The organism is Streptococcus sp. KR, assembly GCF_002238115.1.
GTDB lineage: Bacteria > Bacillota > Bacilli > Lactobacillales > Streptococcaceae > Streptococcus.
On sequence record NZ_NGVM01000274.1, the window covers coordinates 1 to 258 of the forward strand.

Sequence of the window (258 nt, forward strand, 5' to 3'; positions counted from 1 at the left end):
CTTGGCCGACTGGGCAAACCGGAAGAAATTGCCAAGGGTGTTGCCTTCCTTGCAAGTGATGATGCTTCCTTTATCGTAGGTGACACCATGGTAATGGACGGTGGGTACACTTCGATTTAGCTCATAAATTGTCAGTTTAAAGTATTGAGGATCAATTGAAATTAGCATTTATTGAATTTAAAAAGGTTCCCATTCAGTTTTTAGATCAGACTGAACGGAAACCTTTTTGATTTGTGAAGATTACTCTCCGGAGTTTTC

General features: G+C 39.9%; 1 protein-coding gene. It reads left to right on the forward strand.

The features are described from left to right. Positions 1-120 (forward strand): SDR family oxidoreductase (locus CBI42_RS11925; RefSeq protein ID WP_142294165.1); only part of this gene is annotated, 120 nt, incomplete at its 5' end. Positions 121-258 lie beyond the last annotated feature (138 nt).